The 21,420-nt window shown below is 69.1% G+C and carries 22 protein-coding genes; 14 read left to right on the top strand and 8 right to left on the bottom strand.

All coding sequences use genetic code 11. From position 1 onward, the window contains the following. Window positions 1–4: 4 nt before the first annotated feature. Together VZL07_RS36060 and VZL07_RS36055 are read right to left on the bottom strand one after the other, a co-directional pair. Window positions 5–3,607: an ABC transporter permease/M1 family aminopeptidase gene (locus VZL07_RS36060; protein WP_426752482.1), complete on the bottom strand. Its 3,603-nt coding sequence runs from the start codon at window positions 3,605–3,607 to the stop codon at window positions 5–7. A gap of 10 nt (window positions 3,608–3,617) precedes the next feature. Continuing rightward, the gene (locus VZL07_RS36055) at window positions 3,618–4,499 is read right to left on the bottom strand and encodes an ABC transporter ATP-binding protein (protein ID WP_426752481.1); all 882 of its coding nucleotides are present in this window, start codon (window positions 4,497–4,499) and stop codon (window positions 3,618–3,620) included. A 68-nt stretch (window positions 4,500–4,567) separates the two neighbouring features. Between VZL07_RS36055 and VZL07_RS36050 the strand changes: the two genes are divergently transcribed. Beyond that, window positions 4,568–5,833: a glycoside hydrolase 5 family protein gene (locus VZL07_RS36050; RefSeq protein WP_426752480.1), complete on the top strand. Its 1,266-nt coding sequence runs from the start codon at window positions 4,568–4,570 to the stop codon at window positions 5,831–5,833. A 127-nt stretch (window positions 5,834–5,960) separates the two neighbouring features. Here VZL07_RS36050 and VZL07_RS36045 read toward each other — a convergent pair whose 3' ends face one another. The 3 genes from VZL07_RS36045 to VZL07_RS36035 all read right to left on the bottom strand — a co-directional run bounded on the left by VZL07_RS36045 (window position 5,961) and on the right by VZL07_RS36035 (window position 8,582). After that, window positions 5,961–6,716, bottom strand: a complete 756-nt coding sequence (locus VZL07_RS36045) for a response regulator (RefSeq protein ID WP_426752479.1) — start codon at window positions 6,714–6,716, stop codon at window positions 5,961–5,963. Continuing rightward, the gene (locus VZL07_RS36040) at window positions 6,713–7,996 is read right to left on the bottom strand and encodes a sensor histidine kinase (RefSeq protein ID WP_426752478.1); all 1,284 of its coding nucleotides are present in this window, start codon (window positions 7,994–7,996) and stop codon (window positions 6,713–6,715) included. Before VZL07_RS36040 ends, VZL07_RS36045 begins: the two co-directional genes overlap by 4 nt. A gap of 109 nt (window positions 7,997–8,105) precedes the next feature. Then, window positions 8,106–8,582 (bottom strand): hypothetical protein, encoded by a 477-nt coding sequence (locus VZL07_RS36035; RefSeq protein WP_426752477.1) that lies wholly within the window; start codon window positions 8,580–8,582, stop codon window positions 8,106–8,108. 32 nt (window positions 8,583–8,614) lie between these two features. Here VZL07_RS36035 and VZL07_RS36030 point away from each other — a divergent pair, with 32 nt between their 5' ends. The 7 genes from VZL07_RS36030 to larE all read left to right on the top strand — a co-directional run bounded on the left by VZL07_RS36030 (window position 8,615) and on the right by larE (window position 12,901). Continuing rightward, window positions 8,615–9,382, top strand: coding sequence for a HesA/MoeB/ThiF family protein (locus VZL07_RS36030; protein WP_426752476.1), 768 nt, complete (start codon window positions 8,615–8,617; stop codon window positions 9,380–9,382). Then, window positions 9,370–9,609, top strand: a complete 240-nt coding sequence (locus VZL07_RS36025; RefSeq protein ID WP_426752475.1) for a sulfurtransferase TusA family protein — start codon at window positions 9,370–9,372, stop codon at window positions 9,607–9,609. Before VZL07_RS36030 ends, VZL07_RS36025 begins: the two co-directional genes overlap by 13 nt. Window positions 9,610–9,612: 3 nt before the next feature. Next, window positions 9,613–9,885, top strand: coding sequence for a ubiquitin-like small modifier protein 1 (locus VZL07_RS36020; protein WP_426752474.1), 273 nt, complete (start codon window positions 9,613–9,615; stop codon window positions 9,883–9,885). Between the two features lie 5 nt (window positions 9,886–9,890). Continuing rightward, on the top strand, window positions 9,891–10,532 hold the full coding sequence (locus tag VZL07_RS36015) for a ThiF family adenylyltransferase (RefSeq protein WP_426752473.1): 642 nt from the start codon (window positions 9,891–9,893) through the stop codon (window positions 10,530–10,532). Next, complete coding sequence (locus VZL07_RS36010) at window positions 10,532–10,942, top strand: Mov34/MPN/PAD-1 family protein (protein WP_426757443.1); 411 nt, start codon at window positions 10,532–10,534, stop codon at window positions 10,940–10,942. Before VZL07_RS36015 ends, VZL07_RS36010 begins: the two co-directional genes overlap by 1 nt. 193 nt (window positions 10,943–11,135) lie before the next feature. Continuing rightward, a complete protein-coding gene (gene cysC / locus VZL07_RS36005) occupies window positions 11,136–11,906 on the top strand; it encodes an adenylyl-sulfate kinase (protein ID WP_426752472.1) in 771 nt (256 codons plus the stop codon). Between the two features lie 98 nt (window positions 11,907–12,004). Further along, window positions 12,005–12,901: an ATP-dependent sacrificial sulfur transferase LarE gene (gene larE / locus VZL07_RS36000; protein ID WP_426752471.1), complete on the top strand. Its 897-nt coding sequence runs from the start codon at window positions 12,005–12,007 to the stop codon at window positions 12,899–12,901. Window positions 12,902–13,031: 130 nt separating this feature from the next. On the opposite strand, the gene VZL07_RS35995 is transcribed toward larE, so the two are convergent. Both VZL07_RS35995 and VZL07_RS35990 read right to left on the bottom strand, forming a co-directional pair. Continuing rightward, window positions 13,032–14,762 carry a hypothetical protein gene (locus VZL07_RS35995; protein ID WP_426752470.1) on the bottom strand — a complete coding sequence of 577 codons (1,731 nt, stop codon included), beginning with the start codon at window positions 14,760–14,762 and terminating at the stop codon, window positions 13,032–13,034. A gap of 145 nt (window positions 14,763–14,907) precedes the next feature. Then, window positions 14,908–15,708, bottom strand: coding sequence for a helix-turn-helix domain-containing protein (locus VZL07_RS35990; RefSeq protein ID WP_426752469.1), 801 nt, complete (start codon window positions 15,706–15,708; stop codon window positions 14,908–14,910). A 77-nt stretch (window positions 15,709–15,785) separates the two neighbouring features. Between VZL07_RS35990 and VZL07_RS35985 the strand changes: the two genes are divergently transcribed. From VZL07_RS35985 to VZL07_RS35975, 3 genes are all read left to right on the top strand, one after another. Further along, window positions 15,786–16,277: a DUF1772 domain-containing protein gene (locus VZL07_RS35985; RefSeq protein WP_426752468.1), complete on the top strand. Its 492-nt coding sequence runs from the start codon at window positions 15,786–15,788 to the stop codon at window positions 16,275–16,277. Between the two features lie 266 nt (window positions 16,278–16,543). After that, complete coding sequence (locus VZL07_RS35980; RefSeq protein ID WP_426752467.1) at window positions 16,544–17,119, top strand: hypothetical protein; 576 nt, start codon at window positions 16,544–16,546, stop codon at window positions 17,117–17,119. Window positions 17,120–17,178: 59 nt separating this feature from the next. Then, window positions 17,179–17,343: a ribbon-helix-helix domain-containing protein gene (locus VZL07_RS35975; RefSeq protein ID WP_426752466.1), complete on the top strand. Its 165-nt coding sequence runs from the start codon at window positions 17,179–17,181 to the stop codon at window positions 17,341–17,343. Between the two features lie 27 nt (window positions 17,344–17,370). Here VZL07_RS35975 and VZL07_RS35970 read toward each other — a convergent pair whose 3' ends face one another. Beyond that, a complete protein-coding gene (locus VZL07_RS35970) occupies window positions 17,371–18,216 on the bottom strand; it encodes a tRNA pseudouridine synthase A (protein ID WP_426752465.1) in 846 nt (281 codons plus the stop codon). Window positions 18,217–18,260: 44 nt separating this feature from the next. Between VZL07_RS35970 and VZL07_RS35965 the strand changes: the two genes are divergently transcribed. The 3 genes from VZL07_RS35965 to clpX all read left to right on the top strand — a co-directional run bounded on the left by VZL07_RS35965 (window position 18,261) and on the right by clpX (window position 21,362). Next, the gene (locus tag VZL07_RS35965; protein WP_426752464.1) at window positions 18,261–19,178 is read left to right on the top strand and encodes an AgmX/PglI C-terminal domain-containing protein; all 918 of its coding nucleotides are present in this window, start codon (window positions 18,261–18,263) and stop codon (window positions 19,176–19,178) included. A 27-nt stretch (window positions 19,179–19,205) separates the two neighbouring features. Next, window positions 19,206–19,862: a hypothetical protein gene (locus tag VZL07_RS35960; RefSeq protein ID WP_426752463.1), complete on the top strand. Its 657-nt coding sequence runs from the start codon at window positions 19,206–19,208 to the stop codon at window positions 19,860–19,862. Window positions 19,863–20,084: 222 nt separating this feature from the next. Then, entirely contained in the window at window positions 20,085–21,362 is a 1,278-nt protein-coding gene (clpX, locus tag VZL07_RS35955) for an ATP-dependent Clp protease ATP-binding subunit ClpX (RefSeq protein WP_426752462.1), read from the top strand. Window positions 21,363–21,420: the final 58 nt, after the last annotated feature.

Here is a 21,420-nt window from a genome sequence, read left to right as displayed (position 1 = left end):
GCCCTCAGGGCGTGGTGGGGCCCCCCATGGCCACCGAGGTGCCGACGGTGGGCACCGTCACGTTGTCGGTGGACGTGCGGTCGATGAGGACGTTGAGGGGATCGATGCCCACCTGGGCGGGCTTCACGGGGACGGTGAAGGTGATTTCCGACTCGCCCTTCTGGACCCTTCGCTTCTCCAGGAAGATGGCCTGGTCGCGCTCGTCGAGCGCGCCCACGTCGATCCAGTCGTTGAAGTCCACCTCCGTCTGTTCGCCCGTCTCGTTCGCCCGGAACTTCTTCGCCATCACCTTGAGGGTGACGTCCCAGGAGCCCTGGGCGTTCTGCCGCACCTGCGCGGAGATGGCGCGGTTGTCATAGAGGGTGATGGTCTCGAACAGGTCCTCGATGAGGTACGCGTACTCGGGGGGCGTCTCTTCCCGGAGGAAGCCCAGCAGCTCGGTGGAGCCGGTGTACGGCGGGCCCTGGAAGCGGACCTTTTCCACATAGCGGCTCAGGGCGCGGTTCACCCGCTCCTCGCCGATGAAGTCCTGCAGCGCGTACATGACGAGGCTGCCCTTCTGGTAGTGAATGTACATCTGGTTCTCCACGCGGGACAGCGGCACCTCCTTCTTCTGCTCGAACGCGCGGCCCGCCAGGTAGCGGTCCAGCTCGAACTTGAGGAAGCGCTTCATCTTCTTCGGCCCGTACCGGTGCTTCATCACCATCAGCGCCGAGTACTGCGCCAGGGTCTCCGACGTCATCGTGGCCCCCTGCGCCCGCGCGCCCACCACCTGGTGTGCCCACCACTGGTGGGCAATCTCGTGGGCGGTGACGTAGTAGGGGTAGTCGATGTCCGCGGCGCGGCCGTCCTCCACGCGCGCGATGAAGCCAATGGCCTCCGAGTACGGAATGGTGTTGGGAAAGGCCTGCGCGAAGACTCCGTAGCGGGGGAACTCCAGGATGCGCGCCTGGCGGTGCTGGTACGGGCCGAACTGCTCGCTGCAGTACTCCAGCGTGTCCTTCATGCCGCGCATCATCCGGTCCAGCGCGAAGGTGTGCGTGGGGTGGTGGTAGACTTCGAGCTTCACGTCGCGCCACGTGTCGCGCAGCACCGCGTAGCGCGCGGACAGGACGGAGAAGAAGTTGAGGATGGGCTGGTCCATCCGGTAGCGGAAGAATCGGCGCTCGCCCTCCATCCATTCCTTCTCCAGGTAGCCAGGGGCAATGGCAATCTGGTCCTTCGAGGTGCTCACCGTGGCCTGGAACTGGATGAAGTCCGAGTCCTGACGGATGTAGTGGTCCTGCTTCGCCTTCGGGTCGTCCCGGTCGGGCAGGCGCTCGCGCGGTGGCAGGTCGTAGTCCTTCCGGTCCCCGTCATCCTCCAGCTCGGCGTGCCGCTGGTAGCCCAGCACCGGCAGGTTGTCGTTGTTGAAGAAGGTGCCATTGCCCACGATGTCCGTGCGCGGCCCGCCGTGCTTGAAGCCCCGGTGGCCGAAGCTCAGGTCGAACACGAGGGCGGACTCCGCGCCCGGCGCCAGGGGCGTGGGCAGCTCGTAGACGTAGGTGCCGAGCTCGGGGTCGTGCGAGGCGGGGGTCGTCACGCCCGCCAGCGACAGGCCACGCACCTGCGCGTCGTCTGGCAGGCTGAGCAAGACCTTGGAGATGGGCGCATCCGTCTTGTTGCGGATGCGGTAGGTGCCCAAGGCCTCCAGGCGGAGCGCCTCCGGGTAGATGTGGAAGGTGACGTCCACGGCGGTGATTCGCGGGTGGGGCAGGGCTGCGTAGGACGCGTACTCCTTCTCGTACCGGGCCTGCCGCCGCTCACGGTCCTTCTTCGTGACGTAGGGGTTGAGCAGGTGCGTGTTGTAGAAGATGAACGCGCCCGCGCCCACGAAGACGCAGAGGGACACCGCCGCGGCCACGGTCCATGCCGTCGTGCGCCGCGCCTTCGCCGCGGCCCAGCGCTGCTTCCAGCGTGTCTCCCTGCCCCGGACGGCGAGCAGGTAGCCCACGCCGACGAGGAACGCTGCGAGCCCGTACCAGTACACGCGGAACCACACGAGCGCCGGCACGATGCCACCGAACCGGTTCATGTCCGAGAAGCGGAGGACGGGCTCGGAGCCATAGCGGAGCAGGTCATCCTCCACGCCCACCAGCCGCAGCGCGCCCTGGAGGACGAAGTAGAGCACCATCACCAGGTACGCGAGGTACTTCTGGTGGATGAGCACCTGGGCGAAGAACGCCAGCACGCACATCAGCACGTCGTGCGGGAAGTCCATCAGGACGAGCTCGATGGCGTAGAGGTCCCACTCGATGTCGAAGTAGCCGCGCAGCACCTGGGAGAGCAGCGCGGAGAGCATGGCCACCCCCTTGAGGGAGAACGCCACCAGCAGGAGCGCGCCCAGCTTGGCGCTGTAGCCCACCCAGGACGGCGCGCGGGTCGCATCCACGATGTCGGCCAGCCTCGCGTCGCGCTCCTTCCACACCAGCTCGCCCGCGTAGAAGGTGATGGTGATGAGCAGGAAGGGCTGGAAGGTGCGCGAGGCCGTCTCCAGGACCTGCCACGTCACCGGCCAGGTGGCGGTGCCGTACACCGACTTCGAGATGGAGATGCCCATGGTCCCCATGGCGAGCCCCGCCACCACGAAGGACCAGAACACCGGCGAGCGGAGCACGTCCCGGAACGCCAGCCAGGCGGCGGAGACGGCCGTGCGCAGCCAGGTGGTCGTCGTGGGGGCCGCGAGGGTGGCGGGAATGGCGACCGGAGCCGGGGCCTCGACCTCCGCGTGGGTGCCGCGCCCGCGCTGTTCCTCCACGGTGGTGCGGAAGCGCAGCACGGCCAGCGCGAGGAGCACGGCGCCCACCGCGCACCACAACAGCCGGTTGGCGAGCATCAGGCCCTGGAAGGGGACGAGGTCGCGGTTGCGCTCGGCGGCCGTCCAGTAGCGGGTGGCGTTGTCGAAGGTGTGGAAGCCAAACGGGTCCAGCAGCGAGGCCAGGTCCTGGTTCTGCACGTCGGACATGGCGGCGCTGAGCACCAGGTAGCCCATCACCAGCACCACGACGCCCACGTAGACGGGGGCCATGCGCCGGGTCAGGGCCGCCAGCGTGAAGAAGACGGCGCCGCAGACGAAGAGCGTGGGCCAGACGCCGACGACGAAGGGCCACAGGTACGCGGCGAGGCTGAAGGGCGCGAGGCTCTCCGCGTCCACCATCCACACGCCCACCGCGCCCAGCATGAGGCCGGGGAGGATGGCGAGCATCAGCACGGCGCTGAAGAGGTACGCGCCCAGGAAGCGGCCGAGCAGGTACGGAGCCTTCTTCACGTTCTTCGTGAAGACGAGCATCCAGGTGTTGTGGCCGAAGTCCTGGTAGGCGGCCTGGCCGAAGACGGCCGCCACCATGAAGAGGCCGGCGTATGCAACGCCGGTGGTGAGATCGAAGACGGAGTGCGGACTGTTGATGCGGACCAGCTCGGGACCGGATGCCACCGCGAAGCCCTTGAACACCGCGCCGATGCCCAGGGTTATCACCCCCGCGGCGGCGGCCAGCAACAGGGCATAGATCCAGGTGGAGATCATCTTCACCCGGCGCTTCAGCTCGAAGATCAGGAGGGCGGAGAACATGGACGGACCCTCAGGTCTGCTTGGACGCCCGGGCGAGCGCGTGGAAGTAGACATCCTCCAGGTCCGGGTTGGCGGGCTCGAAGCCGGAGGGCGGGGACTCCGCGTAGACGTGGACCAGCCGCTGGCCCGCGACGCGGCGCACGGCGATGACCTCCAGCTCCTTCATGAGCGCGTCCAGCTCGTCCTGGTGATGGACGAAGCGCTTCCACACGCGCTGGCTCAGCGACTCCACCAGCTTCAGCGGGTGGCCGCTGGTCACGACATTCCCCTGGGCGAGGATGGCCATGTTCTGACAGAGGTCCGCCACGTCGGAGACGATGTGCGTGGACAGCAGCACCACCACGTCCGTGCTGATCTCCGCCAGCAGGTTGTGGAAGCGGAAGCGCTCCGCGGGGTCGAGCCCGGCGGTGGGCTCGTCCACGATGAGCAGCTTCGGGTTGCCCAGCAGCGCCTGGGCGATGCCGAAGCGCTGCTTCATGCCACCGGAGAAGCCACCGAGCCGCCGGTCGCGGTGCTCCCAGAGGTTGGTCTTCTGCAGGAGCGCCTTCACCGCGTCATGGCGCGGGCCGCGCTGGGCCAGGCCCTTGAGCTGTGCGAGGTGGTCCAGCATGTCCCAGGCCGTCACCTTGGGGTACACGCCGAAGTCTTGCGGAAGGTAGCCGAGCACCTCGCGCAGCCGGTCCTTGTCCCGGCGCAGGTCGATGCCGTCGAACGTCATGGTGCCCGCGTCCACGTCCTGCAGTGTGGCGATGCTGCGCATCAGCGTGGACTTGCCAGCGCCGTTGGGGCCGAGCAGTCCGAACATCCCGCGCGGAATGGTGAGGTTGACACCCTGCAACGCCCGGGTGCCGTTGGGGTAGGTCTTCGACACGCCTTCCAGTTTGAGCTCCATGGCGGAAGACCCTAGCCCAGTCCTCGGGACCGATGCGTGGTGCGCCTGGCGCCGTTACCATGGAGGGTATGTCTCTACCTCGCCGGAGCACCATCGCCGCCCTCGCCGTCTTCCTGGGGGCCTGTGGTGATGGCGAACCGGTGATGCTGGAGGCGGTGGCCGCGAGCTGCCCGGGCGGGCCGGCGCAGCACCTGGGCCGGCTGCCGGCCGGCACCATGGTGCTCAACGCTTATTTCCTCCAGGAGGAGGCCACCCGCGACGTCCGGCGTGGCGCGACGGAGTCGCCGGTCCTGGAGGAGGTGCTCGCCAAGGCCGCGGCCATGGGGGTCCGGGCCCTGCGCACCAACGGGCACAACGACGCGGTGGAGAAGGTAGGGGACACGGCCATCCAGGTGGCTCCGCTGCAGTATGACGAGACGGCGCTCATCGGCCTGGACTGGGTGCTCGCCCGCGCCCGGGTCCATGGCGTGCGGCTGGTGCTGCCCCTGGGGAACTACTGGGATGCCTATGGCGGCGCGCGCCAGTACGTGGCGTGGGCGGGGCTTCCCAACCCCGTCGAAGGGGACCCTCGGTTCTTCACCGAGCCAGCGGTGGTGGCGCACTACAAGGCGCACATCACGCGGCTGCTCAACCGGGTGAACACGGTGGATGGCATCCGCTACGGCGACCACCCCTCCGTCCTGGCGTGGGAGCTGCTCAACGAGCCGCGCGGCCGGGGGCTGGACCGGGACGGCGCGCGCCTGCGCGCCTGGATTGATGACGTGGCCCGGGAGGTGAAGTCGCTGGCGCCCGGCCACCTGGTGGGCACGGGGGAAGAGGGCTTCGAGCCGTCCGCCGAGGGGTATGACCCGGTCTTCTGGTCTCGCGCCCGGTCGACGGTGCTGCGCACGCCCGGCTCCAGCTTCACGCGCAACACGGCGTCGCCGTACATCGACTTCGCGTCCGTGCACTTCTATCCGGAGTCCTGGGGCCTGGGCGGCATGGACACGGCCGAGGCCGGCGCCCGCTGGATTCGCGAGCACGCCGCCATTGCCCGGAGCCTGGGCAAGCCCCTGTTCGTGGGCGAGCTGGGCCTGCGCAACGAGGGAGACTTCGACATCTCGCAGCGGCGAGCGCTCTACCGGGGATGGCTGGAGTGCCTGCGCAACGAGGGCGTGGGCGCCGGGGCCCTGTGGCTGTTCGCCAACGACACGCGGCCGGATGCGTGGGATGGCTACACGTTCTACTTCCGGGACGGCACCCAGCCCGGAGACCCGGTCAACCGCTACGCGGACCTCGTCATCGAGGCCGCGGCGGCGGAGCGACCCGGCGCGGCGTTCTCCCTGGGACGCTGAGCCCGCCGCTCGCGGCCCTGGTGGCTTCACCGCGTACCCGCTTGGGGTTGTAACCGGGCATCAAGGTCGCCTGGCGGTCGCTTCTCCGAGGGATGCGGCGGGAAGGCTCGCCCGCCGCGCTGCGCGCTCAGACGGAGATGAGGCCCTTGCGGATGCCCTCGGTGACGGCCTCCACGCGGTTGGTGACCTCGAGCTTCCGGTAGATGTGCTCCAGGTGGGTGCGGATGGTGGCCTTGCTGAGGTCGAGCAGCCGCGCGGCCTCGCTGTTGGACACGCCCTTGGCGATGAGCTGGAGGATCTCGCGCTCGCGGTCCGACAGGGGCTTGAGCAGCGGCTCCTGGAGCGAGTCCCCCTCCGCGGGTTGCGGCTCGGCGGGCACCGCCGTCACGGGCTCGGTGGGGACGGGGTTGGCGTCGGGCTCCACGCGGAAGTGGCGCAGCAGCCGGCGGGCGAGGTTGGGCTGGATGACGGTGCCGCCCGCGCGGACCTCCTTGATGGCCTCGATGATCTTGTCCACCGGGGCGCCCTTGAGGAGATAGCCGGAGGCGCCGGCCTTCACCGCCTCCAGCACTTTGTCCTCCTCGTCGAAGATGGTGAAGATGAGGATTTCAATCTTCGGGAAGCGCGCCTTCACCTCGCGCGTGACGTCGATGCCGCTCATGCGCGGCAGCCCCAGGTCCAGCAGGAGCACGTCCGGCATCAGCCTGGGCACCTCCTCCAGGGCAGCCTCACCGGAGAGCGCGGTGCCGATGATGTCCATCTCCGGGTGGCTCTCGAAGAGGCGGAGCTGGTTCTTGAGGATCTTCGTCTGGTCCTCCACCACGAAGACACGAATGGGCGGGGAGGAGGGCGGCAGCGGGGCGTCCACGGGGGCTCCGGTCATGACGGGCGACAGGGAAGAGAGAATGCCACCTGGGCGCCAGCGCCGGGTGACGAGTCCACGATGAGCTGGCCACCGAGCTTCATGGCACGCTCGCGCATGTTCAGCAGGCCGTAGTGGCCGCGCGGCGTCCGGGCGGGGTCGAAGCCCTTCCCGTCGTCGCGCACGACGAGGTTGACGCGGTCCTCGCTGAAGTCGAGCCGCACCTGGACGCCCCGGGCCTCCGCGTGTTTCACCGCGTTGGACAGGGACTCCTGGAGGATGCGGAAGAGCGCCAGCTGCGCGTCCGGGCTGAGCTTGCGCTGGAGGCCGGTGCGCTCGAAGCGGATGTCCAGGCCGGTGCGCTCGCGGAACGTCTTCGCGTAGTCCTCCAGGCCCTGCGCCAGCTCGAAGTCCTCGCGCATCATCCGCAGGTTGCGCCTCAGCTCCTCGATGGACTCCTCCGCCGTGAGCTTCAGCTCGCGAATCTCCTCGCGCAGCCCGTCCTCGCGCGCGAGGTTCAGGATGTACTCGGACTGGATGATCATCGACGAGAGGGACGCGCCCAGGCCGTCGTGAATCTCGCGCGCCAGCCGGTTGCGCTCCTCCACCACGGCCAGCTCCTTGAGGTCTCCCTGGAGGGACACCACCTCGCGGTGCGCGGCGGCTTCGCGCTCGTTCAGGTACACGAGCACGTAGACGATGATGAAGTTGAGCGCCAGGTACCAGAGCAGCGTCAGCAGCTCCACCGCCGTCACCGAGCGGTTGAGGAGCAGGTCCAGCCGCGTGGTGATGGGCAGTGCCAGCAGCGGCGGGAGGATGGCCAGCGGCTTCGGATAGAGGATGGCGAAGAGGGTCGTGAAGAGCAGCTGCGTGGCCAGCAGCGGGCTCTGGAGGCCGCCGCCGACGTGCGGCTTGACGATGAGCACCACGCTGATGGCCACGTCCAGGCAGAGGGTGATGTACGTCACCCAGCGGCCGGCCTTCGGATGGTCGATGACCAGGAGGTTGGCGACGCTGTAGAGCAGCATCGCGAAGTAGCCCACGAAGGCGAAGGGCCCGGTGAGGCCGAAGTAGCTGCTCCAGGCTGGCACCGCGAGGATGAGCAGGCCCAGCGTGAGGAACATCATCCGCGCGTAGAAGAGCGCGCGGGCGCGGGCGACGAAGCGGTCCTGCTCCCACGAGGCGGCCGCCTGCTCCGCCGACACGCTGTCGGTCAGCTTGCGGCGCTCCAGGACCTTCCGCACCCGGGCGCGCAGGTCATTGGCAGGTGTCTCCTCGCCCAGTGCGAGATGGGAATCCATTCGGCCGGCAGTCTACGGGAGCGACCGGGTGGGCGGGAATCCCGGAGGCGGCTCGATCCGCCACCGGGAGGGCGAGGAGGCAGGCCCCGCGCCGGGAGGGCGCGCCGCGTCACTCGGCGGAGGCGTCGCCCGAGCACGCCTGCCGCACCTCGGGCTTGTTCTTGAAGATGAACTCCAGCCGGTCGAGCTGCTCGCCCGTTCGTTCGTTGAACAGCGGCGTGCCGCCCGCGTACATGGTGCCCTCCGGGTTGCCGTAGGCGTCCATCCCGTGCTTCTGGAGCCAGGTGTCGACGCAGGCCTCCTGGGCCACGCGTGACGAGGTGGCCGCGCCCGAGTCGCTCCCCGTCTCCAGCGCGCCCTTGCTGGCGCCCGTCTTCGCGGATTCGCCGGTGGCCGAGGCGTCGGTGGGGCCCGGCGCCTCGCCCGTCTTGCGGGAGCAGCCAGGGGCCAGGAGGAGGGCAGCGGAAAAGACGAGCACGCCGGTCAGGTTTTTCATATGTCCTGGCAGGTGAGGACCGCGCGGAGGCGGGACGGTGGAAGGGCACCTGCGCCTTTCTGCAAGGTGGTACGCAGGCGAACCCACCATATTCGTTTCCGACCTCGTGGAGCAGCAATCCGATGCATGGCCACGGTACAGACCACCATCCCCGAATTCCCCATGCGTCCCGGCTGGAGCGCGCGCGCGTGCTGCTGGTGGGGGCGGGCGGGCTCGGCTGCCCGGCGTCGCTGGCGCTGGCGCAGGCCGGTGTCGGGCACCTGACGCTGGCGGATCCCGATCGGGTGGACGTGACGAACCTGCCGCGCCAGTTGTGGCACCGGCCGTCGGACGTGGGCCGGAACAAGGCGGAGTCCGCGGCGGAGGGCCTGGCGCGCGCCTTCCCCGGGCTGTCCACCGAGGCCCTCGCCGAGCGCGTGGACGCGAGCAACGCGGAGGGCCTGTTCCGCGCGCATGACGCGGTCATCGACGCCACGGATGGCGTGGCCACCAAGTTCTTCCTGTCCGACGTCGCGGTGCTGACGGGCGTGCCACTCATCTATGGCGGCGTACTGCGCATGCAGGGGCAGGCGATGCGCGTGGATCCGGGCGGGCCGTGCCTGCGCTGCCTCTATGAAGCCCCGCCTCCGCCGGACGCGGTGCCCACGTGCGCCCAGGCGGGCGTGCTGGGCTCGCTGGCGGGGCTGGTGGGCGCGGTGCAGGCCCTGCTGGCCCTGGAGCTGCTGTCGGGCGCCGCACGTGCTGCCCCGGGTGAGGCCACGCTCCATGTCCTGGATGGCGTGTCCCTGCTGGGGCGGCGAACGCGCGTGGCGCGCGCGGCGGACTGCGAGGGCTGCCGCGTCATGGCCGTGCCGGCGTATCCCGAGTCCTCGGAGGCGTGCGCGACATGACGGCGACGCTGGACATCACCCGCGAGGTCTGTCCGATGACCTACGTGCGGACGAAGCTGAAGCTGGAGACGCTGGAGCCCGGCACGCTGCTGGAGGTGCGCCTCAAGGGCACCGAACCGCTGAAGAACGTGCCCCGCAACGCGCGCGACGAGGGCCACGAGGTCGTATCCCTGGACGCGCTCCCCGACGGGACGCACCGGCTGGTGCTCCGCAAGCAGGGCAGGTGAGACATGGCGACCCTTCGAATCCCCACTCCGATGCGGGCCTTCACCGGCAACCAGGCGGAGGTCACCGCCGCTGGCGCCACCGTGCGCGAGGTGCTGAAGGACCTGGACGCGCGCCACCCGGGCATCGGCGGGCGGGTGCTGGACGAGCGCGGCGCGGTGCGCCGCTACGTCAACGTGTTCCTCAACGACGAGGACATCCGCGCGCTGAGCGGGCTGGACACGCCGGTGAAGGACTCGGATCGGATCACCCTCATCCCAGCGATGGCGGGAGGCTGACGGCCATGGCGCTGCGGGAAGATCAGATTGTCCGCTACTCCCGGCAGATCCTCCTGCGCGAGGTGGGCGGTCGCGGCCAGGAGGCGCTGCTGTCCGGCCCGGCACGGGTGGATGGCATCGGGGTCTCGGGGCTGACGGCAGCGGCCTATCTCGCGGGCGGCGGTACCCCCGTGGCGGGCGCGGGCTCGCTCACCCTGGGCCCCTGGGCGCCGGGCTTCCTGATGGGAGCCTCGGACGTGGGACTCCCGGTGACGGAGGCGCTCGCCCGCGAGGTGCCGGCGCTGAATCCGGACGCGGCCCCACCCGGGCCGGGCGGGGGACTGGTGGCGGAGCTGCCCGCGGCCTGGAGCGGTGAGGCGCCCTGGGTGGCCCTGGGCGGAGACGGCATGCGGGCCGCCGTCGTCTTCCGAAGCGCCGAGGGCTGCGTCTGGTGCTTCGGTGAGACGGTGCGCCACCTGGGCTCGCCTCCTGATGGCGCGCTGGGCGTGGCCCTGGGGGCGCTGGGGGCGCTGGTGTTCCAGCGGCTCCGCCTCGGCATGGGGCCGTCGCTGGGAGGCCGGTGGCTGGTGGCGCCGGGTGTCGTGGAGGCGCTCGAGCTTCGCCGCTGCTCCCGCTGTGCGGGCCGCGAGGACGCCGCGTCGCCGTGATGCGCTGGCCCGAGCACGTCCGGGCCGAGGTGGCGCGGCACCTGGAGGCCACATACCCGCTGGAGGGCTGTGGGGTGATCCTCCAGAACGAGGCGCACGGATACTTCCGCGTCCGGCCCCTTCGCAATGCCGCCGCGAATCCCGGGCGTGCCTATGCATTCGCCCCCGAGGAGTGGCTGGCGGTGTGCATGGAGGCGGATGTGCACTCAGAGCGCGTGGTGTGCGTCTTCCACTCGCATGTCGATGCGCCGGCCATCTTCTCGGAGGAGGACCTGCGACAGGCGGCTCCGGCCGGGCATCCGCTGCTCCCCGATGTTTCCTACCTCATCGGATCCATACATCGCGGCTGTGTCCGCTGCCTGTCGGAGTACGAGTGGCGGGACGGTGACTTCAAGGCTCGAAGCCGCTGAAACGTTCATTTCAGAAACGAAAAAGCCCTGTATGAGCAGGCACTTGAGCGCCCGTTACCCCCACCTGCGGAAAGGTGGGCGCGAATTGTCAAGTGCCCGGGTTTTCGTCTATAACCGCGTCCATCTTCTGGATCTGCGGCGTCCCACCGCGGCTTGCAAGAAGCGCTCCGGACGCAGGGAGTAGACGACCCATATGGCCTCCAACACTGGTTTCACCCTCTGGCTGACCGGCATGTCCGGTACCGGGAAGAGCACCACCGCTGCGTACATCGCGGCACGCCTGCGGCAGGTGGGCCGCAACGTCGAGATCCTCGACGAGGGTGAAGTGGGCGAGGCGCTCTGGGCGGGGCTGGGAGATGCCAAGGAGGATCGCATCACGGCCGTGCGCCGCCTGGGCTTCATCGCGGGGCTGCTGACGCGCAATGGTGTGGCGGCGCTGGTGCCCTGTGTCAGCCCGTACAAGCCGGGCCGCGAGGAGAACCGTCGCGCCATCGGCCGGTACGTGGAGGTCTACGTCGACTGCCCGACCGAGAAGCTCATCGAGCGCGACAGCACGGGCCGCTACAAGAAGGCGCTCAACGGGGAGATCCCCAACTTCATCGGCATCACCGAGCCGTACGAGCCGCCCAACTCGCCGGAGGTCACTATCCACTCCGACGTCGAGTCGGTGGAGGAAGGCGCGGCGAAGATCTTCCAGTCGCTCCTGGACCTTGGCTACATGTCCACGGAGGAGCTGAAGATCATCACCGGCAAGAAGATGAAGGCCAACCCGCTGCCGGCCAAGGGCGAGAAGCCCGAGAAGGCGGAGAAGGGGAGCGCCAAGGCGCGCCGTGCCGAGGAGGCCAAGCCGGCGAAGGCCGCGAAGGCGGACAAGGGTGCCAAGGCCCGTCCGGCCACGCGCGCGGCCCGGGTGGCCAAGCCCGCTGCGGCGGCGAAGAAGGCCGCGAAGCGGAAGGCCCGCTAGGCGGCCGGGCTTTCGGGCCTGGGTGTCATCCCTGAAGGGCTCCAGGTTGCCGCGCGACGCGCGTGCAATCCGGGGCCCTTCCGTTTTAGGAGAGCCTCATGTTGAGCCCCGAGCGGATCCAGGCCCTTTGTGAATCCTCGCGTCCCAAGCTGGAGGCGATGCGCGCCGCGCTGCGGGCCCATGGCAGTGCGCTGGTGGCGTTCTCCGGCGGCGTGGACTCGACGTTCGTGCTGAAGGTGGCGGTCGAGGAACTGGGCGACCGGGCGCTCGCGCTCACCGCGCTGTCCGCGTCCGTGGCGCCCGAGGAGGCCGATGAGGCCCGCGAGCTGGCCCAGCGGCTGGGCGCTCGCCACGTGGTGATGGGCAGCAACGAGCTGGCGAATCCGCAGTACGCGGCCAACCCCACCAACCGCTGCTACTTCTGCAAGACGGAGCTGTACGACATCTGCGAGGCGCAGCGGAAGGCGCTGGGGCTGGCGGTGGTGCTGGACGGCTTCAACGCGGATGACTTCAAGGATCACCGCCCGGGCCACAAGGCCGCGCAGGAGCACAAGGTGGTGTCGCCGCTGGCGCAGGCGGGCCTGACGAAGGAGGAGATCCGCGCGTGGAGCCAGTCGCTCGGGCTGCCGACGTGGGACAAGCCGCAGATGGCGTGCCTGGCGTCGCGGATTCCCTATGGCACGGCGGTGACGCGGGACCGGCTGCTACAGATCGCCGCAGCGGAGTCGGAGCTGCGCAAGCTGGGCTTCCGGCAGTTCCGGGTCCGGTACCACCAGGACGTGGCGCGGCTGGAGGTGGCGGCGGAGGAGTACGAGCGCTTCCTGGCGGCGGATGTGCGGCAGCAGATCAACACCGCGTTCCTGGCGCTGGGGTTCAAGTTCGTGGCGCTGGACCTGGAGCCGTTCCGCTCGGGCCGCATGAACGATGCGGCGGGTGTCGTGAGGCCCGGGGCCACGGGCAAGCCGGAGGGCTTCTCGCTGCCCGTGGTGAGTTGAGCGGTGTGCCCCTCGGCCGGTGTCGACCGGCCCAGGGTGGTGGACAAGCCAGAGGGCTCATCGTTGTCCGTGGCGCGCGATGCCGCGCCGGGTTTCGTGCCCTCTGGGGTGGAGCCTGGAGGCTGACAGGCTACAAGCCGGTGATCAGCTGGATGCCGCGTTCACGGATCAGCGCGTCCCTGGCCTCTGCGGAAACCAAGGTTCCGCGCAGGTCGAGCTCACGCAGGCGCGTCAACTTGTCCAGGGCCGGGAGTCCGGCATCCGTGACCTTCGTGCGCGTCAGGTAGAGCGTTCGGAGCGTGCCGGGGAGGTGGTCCAGCAGCTCGTCTCCCGCGCGGACGCCCGCGAGGCTCAACCAGACGAGCTTCGTGAGCCCATGGAGGGCTCGCTGGCCGTCAGCTTCCAACCAGGTCGCGCCGAGGTCGAGCGTCGTGAGATGCGTAAGGGCATGCAGGTTCGCCAGGCCCGAGCCGTTGATGAGCGTTCCCGCGACATGGATTTCCTTCAGGTCCTGGAGGGCAGCGAGCTGGCCCAGCCCCACGTCCGTGAGGATCGTGCGCTCGGCGCGCAGCGAATGCAGCCCCGGGAACGATGAAAGGACCGTGGGAACCCATTCATCGTTGAAGCCCGTTCGGCTCAGGTCCAGGTGTCGGAGGAGGGGGCGGGGGCCCAGGTGCTTCAGCGCCTCCGGGCCGATGGGCGTGTGACTGAGGTCGAGGCGCGCGAGCTGCCTGAGCGGTGCGAGCGCCGTCAGCGCGTCATCCTTCAGCGTGAGGCCCGAGAGTCCGACGATCTCAATCGCCGTCAGGCCGCTCAGCTCTCGCAGCCCCGCTCCCGTGACAGCGGTGCGCGAGAGGTTCAGTTCTCGCAGGAGACGGAGCTCGCGAAGGTCTCGTAGCGCCGGGTCGCCTACGCGGGTGTCGTCGAGGTGGAGTGCCTCCAGCCGGGACAGTGACGCGAGATGACGGAGGCCTGGACCTCCGATGCGCGTCTTGCTGAGGACCAGCGCTCGCAGGGCGCTCAGCTTCGAGAGGTGGACGAGCCCCGCGTCCGTCACTCGCGTTTCGCCCAGGTGGAGGGCCTCCAGCTCGCGCAGCCCCGCGATATGCGCGAGGCCGGCGTTCGAGACGGAGGTCCGTGCAAGTCCCAGCCACTTCAGTGCGGCCATTCCGGCGAGGGTCCGGAGGCCGGCATCCGTCACCTTCGTGCCGCTGAGGCTGAGCGTTTTCAGGTGGGCGCCTGGGATGCTCGCGAGGACCGTGTCGTCCACCGCTGTGTCGGAGAGGTCCAACACCTCGAGCGCAGGCTGCCTCGCGAGGAAGTCGAGCCCCTGCGCGGTGACCGCCGTGCCCGCGAGCGTCAACCTGCGCAGCGTGGTATGCCCTGACAGCGACGTGAGGCCCTCGTCCGAGACGGAGGTCTCGTCCAGCCGCAGCACGGCCAGCCCTTGCATTCCCTGGAGGTGCGCCAGTCCCGCGCTGGTGACTCGGGTCCCATTGAGATGCAGGGCTTCGAGGCCGGTGGCATTCCGAAGCGCGGCGAGATGCGCGTCGTGGAAGTCGGTCCCGGACAATTGGAGCGAGCGAACGCCCGAGTCGCTGACCATCGCTGCCAGCAAGGCAGGAGCGGGGAGCCCGGCATCCTCGAAGGACACTTCCGGCACGCGGTACGTGCGCAGCACGGCAGCCAGCTCACGGGCCTCGGCTTCGGTAGTGACGGCGAATAGCGGTTCCGCGTACCAGTGGCCGGTGGAAGGGGGCTCGAAGCCCTCGGGCCCTGGTGGCAACCGCGCGTGCTCGGTGCGAGCTCCATCCGGGCTCAGCCGGAACACCGTGAGCAGTGGCCGCGAGGCGGTCGCCACGGCGGCAGGCGGGGTGGGGGAGGGAATGACCGTCGCGGACCGGGGAGCGCAGGCCGTCACGACGACGAGGAGAAGTCCGAGGAGCCGAGGGGAATCCGTGCGCATGCCAGTTGAGGAGGTTCGATGGGGGCCTTGGGACGACAGGTCACTGGGCTCGTCGACGCCTATCGCGCCGGATGACGGCCGGAGTCAGGCCTGTGATTCTACGGAATACGGTGGTGAAGTGACTTTGCGAACTGAAGCCGACCGCGAGCGCGATGTCCCCCAGTGGCAGCGAGGACTGGCTCAGCAGGCCGCGTGCTCGCTCCACGCGCCGTTGTTGCACCCAGGCATGCGGCGTCATCCCGGTGGACTGACGGAAGGCGCGGGTGAAGTGGAAGACGCTCAACCCGGCACGGCGAGCCAGCTCCCCCACAAGAATCCGCCGCGCGAGGTGTGCCTCGACGTAGAGCTTCACCCGGTGAAGCGCCGCGGGGGACAGCCCGCCTCGCTGGCGTGCCGCCCGTGAGCTTCCGGGTTCCTCCAGCAGGCTGGCCACCCGCGCCGCATGGCGGTCCTGGATCGCCCTTGCCGCGCTCAGGAACCCGGCGACGATTCGCAGGTGCTCCTCGGGGAGGGTCGCCATGAGCTGGTGCCCATCCGCCTGCAGTGGGCCCCACAGGGTTTCAATCCACTCGCGAGCGTGCGCGGTCAGCACCAGCCGGCGGCCACCGCGAGTCGCTTCCCTCTGGACATAGCCAGCCAGCTCCAGCCGCTCCACATCGGTTCCCCGCGCGATGGCATTCAGGGGTGTGGGGCCTCCGAAGTGCAGCTGCGCCAGACACGAGAGCTCCGCGCGCCCGAGCGCCAGCACCTTGCCGACGATGGCATCGAACTCCGCGGAAGCGTCCTGGAACTGGACGACGTCCGCGCCAATCTGGGCGAGCAGGGAGGGCAGGGGACCCATGCAGAACTCCGCAGGAAGGAGAAAAACGGCACAAGGGTGGGAAAGACGCCCGAGTGGCCGGCGCGCATCCTGGCGCCATGATCAACCTGAAGCACTCCGTCGCGGCAATCGTCCTCTGGCTGTTCGTGATCAACCTGGGCATCGCGTTCGGCGCGGGCCTCTACGAGCACCGCATCTCACTGCCTCGGTGGCTCGACATGACAGGGGGGCACTGGTCCGCGGAGGCCGCGAGCCAGGACAACGTGGGCCTCCGCTTCTGGGCGTTCGTCAGCACCGGGCCCATGACGCTGCTCACCCTGGCGAGCCTCTACTTCGCCTACCAGTCGTCCGGTCCAATGCGGGCCTGGTGGATCGGCGCCGCGCTGGCCGCGCTCGCCGACCGGCTCCTCACGTTCTCGTACTTCATCCCGACGATGTTCCGGCTGATGCAGGCGCCCGACAACGCGGCCGCCGTGGAGACCGCGATGACCTGGGCCCGGATGAATCACCTGCGCCACGTGCTCGTGGCGGGGGCCTGGCTCGCGGCGCTCCAGGCCCTGTCTTGGTTCCGGTGGCGGGGAGTCGCATGATCCGCCGTCCTCGCGCGCGCCGAAGGGCTTGGGGGAGCACGAACCGATGCCTGCACCAGGAGCCGGGGATGAGCTGCGCTCTCATCGGGCGCGTCGTGGAGCCCTGAGGCAAGCTGCACAGCCAGACTCAACTTTTGCAGGCCCTGGTCAGCGCACGGCTGTGACGCCGAGGATGCGGAGCGACCTGGCCCGGCAGGCCATGGCTGGGGTGAGCACCGACTCGCCCGATTCGAAGCGAGGACCCTGCTAGAAGCGTCGTCCACGCCATGGTCCGCGATCGCGCCCACATACCCCACGCAGGTTCTCGCCGGACTCCCCGCGCCCAGGCGCTGATCAGCGCCTTCGCCGTCCTCCTGCCCTCGGCCGCCAGCGCGGCGGAGTACGTGGACACGCCCTATGTGGATCGGCGGGCCTTCTCGCTGATCCTCGGACCCGGCGCGTCCTACACCGAGATGATCAACCGCACGGAAGACGACGCCCTGAAGGGCGGGGACGCGCACCTGGATCTCGGGGTCAACCGGACGGTGGGCTACGACGGAGACGAGCTCTTCCTGCTGATCCGCGGCAGCCTGCGCGGGCCCGATCTCTCGGTGGCCGGTGGCTACCGGAGCTTCTTCGGGGATGGGTCCTGGCAGACCTTCTATGATCTCAGCCTGCTGATCAGGCCGTTTTCTGGGCCGTGGCTGGGGCCTCGCGTAGCGTTGGGCGCGCGACACACCTTCTCCGACCGGCTCGCGGTGTTCGGGGGGCTCGGGCTCTCGCTCGGGTTCGGCGCGGGTCTGCGCGGAGACGCCGAAGCCTTCACCGGGGTTCAGTGGATCTTCCCGGCTGGATCGAAGTGAATTTCTTGCGATCCGACCGACCTGTGAGAATGTGTGCGCATCTGTAGGAGGTCGCGCACATGGACATGAACCCCCGCCTTACTTCTGTGGTCTTCCGGCTCAACCGCGAGAAGCTCGACGCCCTCAAGGACCTGTCGCGCTCCACCCGCATCCGCCAGAGCGAGTACCTCCGCGAGGCCATCTCCGACCTGCTCGCGAAGTACGAGGAGCGGCTGGTCGACTGAAGACCGCCGTCCGGGCCCCACCGCGCGTCACCCGAAGTGGAAGGGTGGCTCCAGCGGAAGCCCCGGGGGATGGAGACGCTCCCCGGTGGTGAAGGGGTCCACTCCGGGAGGGTAGCGAACCTCCCAGAGCACCAGGCCGTGCGCGGGCGCCTTGAAGCCCTCCATGGCCTGCCCAGTCTCGAGCGCCGCGCGCCACGCCTCTTCCGGCAGCAGCCCCGCGGCCACCTTCAACGCGCTCCCGATGAGATAGCGAACCTGGTAGCGCGCGAAGCCGTCCCCACACAGCCGCGCCTCATAGAGTCCACCGCCCAGCGCGTGCAGGGTGGCCGACTCCAGCGTGCGGGGCTTGCGCGGGCTGGACTTCTCGTGGAACGCGATGAAGTCCCGCGTCCCCTCGGCCAGACGCAGCAGCTCCGCCAGGCGCTCCGGTGTCACGGTGGCGCCGTGGATCAGCGGCTCGGCCGGAACGTCCAGCACGTACGGTGCCCAGGAGGGGGTCGCGGTGCCGCCCAGCTGGAGCCGGTAGCGGTACTCCTTGCCGCTCGCGCTCCACTGCGCATGGAAGGAGCGCGGCCGGCGCACCCCGCAAAGCCCCAGCCCCGGCGGCAGCCGTGCGGGCAGCCGCTGCTCGAGCGACTCCGCCGAATCTCCTGGCTCCAGGCGGACGCTCACCACCTGCATGCGCGCGTGGACGCCGCGGTCCGTCCGCCCCGAAGGCATCAAGGTCGCGGGCACGCCCACGGACTGGAGCGCCTCTTCCAGCGCGGACTGGACGGTGGGCCCCTCCGGCTGGCGCTGGAAGCCCCGGAAGATTCCGCCGCGGTACCAGATCCACAGTGCGACAGGAATCCGCTTGGAAGTCGATGGGAGCACGCCGTTGCCTGAGTGTGGGGAAGCACGGGATACTCGCGCGCGCAATGGCGGCTGGACAAGACCCTGCGGCGGACGTGGACGGACAGTGGCTCTACAAGCATGGGGACCTGGTGCTCGGGCCCGTCAGTGGTGCCCACCTGGTAGAGAAGCTGACCACGGGTGAGCTGACGCCGGAGACGTGGGTGGCGCTCGCCGGAGAGCGGGACTTCCACCGGATGTCGGAGGTGGATGCCTTCCGCGTCCACATCGCCCGTGCCGAGGCTGCCGCTCGCGTGGCCGCCGCCGTCGTCGTCGAGCGCGCGAAGTCGGCCCGGCGCCTGAAGATTCTCGGAGGCGCCGCCGCGGCGGGCGTGGTGGTGCTGGGCATCGTCGGCGTCCAGGTGGCGCGAAACGCCGCGGTCCACGGCTGGTTCGGCGCCGAGGAGCTCGCGCACGACGACTTCGAGATGGGCGAAATCACCATCCGCGTGGCGCAGGCGCGGGCGGACGAGGAAGAGCTCTTCGAATATCCCGGCGCCGGAGCTCGCCCCGCGGGGACGTCCGGCGCGAAGCCGACCCCTGGCGGCAGTGGGCCCGGCAAGGTGGCCATGGCCTCGACCACCCGGGCGCCCGCCAGACCCCGCCCTGGCGGCAGCGTGAGCACGGACCCGGATGGCATGGAGGTGGCGCAGCAGTTCGACCAGTCCGCCATCAACCGGGTCGTGGCCAGCAACAAGTCCACGCTCTTCCGCTGCTTCAAGGAAGAGGCGGCGCGCAGCCCCGGGCTCTACGCCAAGGTCCCCATGGAGTTCGTCATCGGGAACGACGGCCGGGTGAGCAAGCTGTGGGTGGACAACCCCCAGTTCAAGAAGGGTCCACTCTACGAGTGCCTGCTGTCCGAAATGCAGAAGTGGCCGTTCCGGGCCTACGAGGGCGAGCGGGCGACGGTGGGCCTGTCGTTCACCATCGGCAAGCGGGGGTAGGGTCACTTTCTTGCCGACCCCCCGGGCATGCCCGATACCGTGCGCATGTCCGCCGCATCCGTTGCAGAGACCGAGATTGCCAAGAAGGCGCTGAGCGTCCCCCCGGGAACCTTCCGTCACACCGTGCTGACGGCCGCCATGCGCTTCAAGTCCACCTGGGCCGAGCTGGGGAAGCTGCTCGTCCAGGTTCGCGACGAGGCCAAGTTCGAGGAGTGGGGCTACCCCTCCTTCGAGTCCTATTGCCTCAAGGAACTGCACATCAAGAAGCAGACCGCCCTGAAGCTCACCCGCTCGTTCAGCTTCCTCACCAAGCACGAGCCCGAGGAGGAGCTCACGGCCCAGGAGTTCCCCCAGCGCGCCCCCGCCTTCGAGGTCATCGAGGTCCTGGCGGACGCCGAGGAGCGGGGGCAGCTGTCGCCCACGGAGTACAAGTCCCTGCGTGACAGCATCTGGAGCCCGGAGAAGAGCCCGTCCGAGCTGAAGAAGGAGTTCGCCGAGCGCTTCCCCCGTCCCCCCCCGGAGCCGCCCCCGGAGAGCGCCCAGGTGCGCAAGCTGGCCCAGATGGCCCGCAAGCTCGCCAGCGAGCTGGCGGGGTGCCGTCGGATTCCGAACGCCGTCGCCGAGCGGGCAGCCGCCCTGGCCGAGGACCTCGAGGACGTCGCCTCGGGCGTGACGGACGCCTGAGCCGCTGTTACTGAACGCTGACCCGGGGTCGGGGCTGTACGCTCGGCAACGGGCCTGTACCGCCGGGCTTCCTGCCCGAAGGGGAGGGCCCTATAGTGGTTCAGGGTCCCGTGTAGGTGGGCCTGACGGCTGTTCGAGACGTGGGCAGGCCGTGCGGGTAGGGGAGCGGTGGACGGCGTAGGAGGCTCCGGCTGACCGGGGCCGGCGAACTCGGAGGCGGCAGTGAAGAAGGAGCACCACGTCAACCTGTCTTGTTCGTTCTGCGGCAAGTCGCAGCGCGAGGTCCGCAAGCTCATCGCGGGCCCGACGGTCTACATCTGCGACGAATGCATCAAGCTGTGTAACGACATCATCGCGGACGAGAACGAGCGCGAGGAGGGCAAGCCCCAGGTCAGCTTGCCCACGCCAGCGGAGATCAAGGCGTTCCTCGACGACTACGTCATCGGACAGGACCAGGCGAAGAAGGTCCTCGCGGTGGCGGTGTACAACCACTACAAGCGCATCTATCAGAAGAAGCCGACCTCTCGGCCGCGCCCGGGTGTGAAGAGCCCCGGCGGCGAGGAAGTGGAGCTGAGCAAGAGCAACATCCTGCTCATCGGCCCCACGGGGAGCGGCAAGACGCTGCTGGCCCAGTCGCTGGCGCGCTTCCTCAACGTGCCCTTCACCATCGCCGACGCCACCAGCCTCACCGAGGCCGGCTACGTGGGCGAGGACGTGGAGAACATCATCCAGAACCTCCTCCACAACGCCGACTACGACGTGGAGAAGGCCTCGCGCGGCATCGTCTACATCGACGAGATCGACAAGATCGCCCGCAAGGGTGACATGCCCAGCGCCACCCGCGACGTGGGCGGCGAGGGCGTGCAGCAGGCCCTGCTGAAGATCATCGAAGGCACCCGCGCCAACGTCACGCCGCGTGGCGGGAAGAAGTACAACCAGCAGGAGTACGTCCAGGTCGACACGACGAACATCCTGTTCATCTGCGGCGGCGCGTTCCACGGCATCGACGGCGTCATCAAGCGCCGCGTGGGCGAGAAGGGCCTCGGCTTCGGCGCGAAGATCACCCACCGCGAGGAGCGCAGCGTGGGCGAGCTGCTGGCGCTGACCGAGCCGGAAGACCTCATGCGCTTCGGCATGATTCCGGAGTTCATCGGCCGCCTGCCGATGATCGCCACGCTCAACGACCTGAAGGAAGAGGACCTGGTCATCATCCTCTCGCAGCCGAAGAACGCGCTGGTGAAGCAGTACCAGAAGCTCTTCGAGATGGAGAAGGTGAAGCTCACCTTCACCAAGGAAGCGCTGCGCGCCATTGCCCGCGAGGCGATGCGCCGTCACTCCGGAGCCCGCGGCCTGCGCGCCATCCTGGAGGACGCGATGCTGGAGATCATGTACGACGTGCCGTTCCGCGAGGGCGTCAAGGAGTGCAAGATCACCGAGCAGGTCATCACCAAGCACGAGGCGCCCCAGCTCGTCATGGAGAAGGAGAAGAAGACGGCCTAGCGGCGTCTCGCTTCTCCTGCCGTCTCGAGGCCCTGCTTCCCTCCCGGGAGGCGGGGCC

It is taken from the genome of Pseudomyxococcus flavus (assembly GCF_050038885.1).
Classification (GTDB): domain Bacteria; phylum Myxococcota; class Myxococcia; order Myxococcales; family Myxococcaceae; genus Myxococcus; species Myxococcus flavus.
The sequence above is the reverse complement of the archived record's forward strand: the minus strand, read 5'-3'. Positions and strand labels throughout refer to the sequence as shown.